We start from the raw sequence: 1,363 nt of genomic DNA on the forward strand, positions 1-1,363 counted from the left end.
TGAGCGGAAGCTGCATGGCACACCGGAAAGTTGAGAATTCTTCCGGGACAGAGAACTCACTTTACGAGGTCAAGCTAATAAGAGCGCAGGGTGAATGCCTTGGCACCAGGAGCCGATGAAGGACGTGGTAAGCTGCGAAAAGCTGCGGTGAGGCGCAAACAGCCTACGACCCGCAGATGTCCGAATGGGGGAACCCACCTGAGGTAAATACTCAGGTATCGTACAGTGAATCCATAGCTGTGCGAGGGGAGACGTGGGGAACTGAAACATCTAAGTACCCACAGGAAAAGAAATCAACAGAGATTCCGCAAGTAGTGGTGAGCGAACGCGGAGGAGGCCAAACCAAAGGACTTCGGTTCTTTGGGGTTGCGGACCGGCATAATGATTCTCGAAGTCTAGCGGAATGAGCGGTTGGAAAACCGAGTCCACAGAGGGTAAAAGTCCCGTACGCGAAAGATGGAGAGACAGGCCGGGATCCAGAGTACCACGAGACACGTGAAATCTTGTGGGAAGCAGGGAGGACCACCTTCCAAGCCTAAATACTACCTGGTGACCGATAGTGGAGCAGTACCGTGAGGGAAAGGTGAAAAGAACCCCGGGAGGGGAGTGAAAGAGAACCTGAAACCTTGTGCTTACAAGCAGTCGGAGGGCGTTAAAGCCTGACGGCGTACTTTTTGTAGAACGGTCCGGCGAGTTATTGTATGTGGCGAGGTTAAGTGCTTAGAGGCACGGAGCCGCAGGGAAACCGAGTCTGAACAGGGCGAATGAGTCACATGCAATAGACCCGAAACCGGGTGACCTATCCATGGACAGGCTGAAGTTGGAGTAAAGTCCAATGGAGGGCCGAACCCACTCCCGTTGAAAAGGTAGGGGATGAGCTGTGGATAGGGGAGAAATTCCAATCGAACCCGGAGATAGCTGGTTCTCCTCGAAATAGCTTTAGGGCTAGCCTCAGGTTAGTCTAGCGGAGGTAAAGCACTGAATGGGCTAGGGGCCTTACCAGGTTACCGAACCCTATCAAACTCTGAATGCCGCATAGATGATGCCTGGGAGTCAGACTATGGGAGATAAGTTTCATAGTCAAAAGGGAAACAGCCCAGACCGTCGACTAAGGTCCCCAAGTCATGGTTAAGTGGGAAAGGATGTGGGCTTGCTAAGACAACTAGGATGTTGGCTTAGAAGCAGCCATTCATTCAAAGAGTGCGTAATAGCTCACTAGTCGAGTGAGCCTGCGCCGAAAATTCAACGGGGCTCAAACCATGCACCGAAGTCGCGGATGTGAGTGGATTTTATTGATGTTGCATTGATGGAAAGCAAGAATTTTGTGACGAGCGAGCGAAGCGCGTTCGGCACTAAATTTCTC

At 51.8% G+C, this 1,363-nt stretch carries 1 rRNA gene (running past one end of the window); it reads left to right on the forward strand.

The annotated features are described in order from the left end of the window. The first annotated feature begins 67 nt into the window (after nt 1–67). Nucleotides 68–1,363, forward strand: a 23S ribosomal RNA gene (locus tag F3H12_RS12670); it runs 1,843 nt beyond the window's last position.

It is taken from the genome of Thermoclostridium caenicola, assembly GCF_900142095.1.
Classification (GTDB): Bacteria; Bacillota; Clostridia; order DSM-8532; family DSM-8532; genus Thermoclostridium_A; species Thermoclostridium_A caenicola.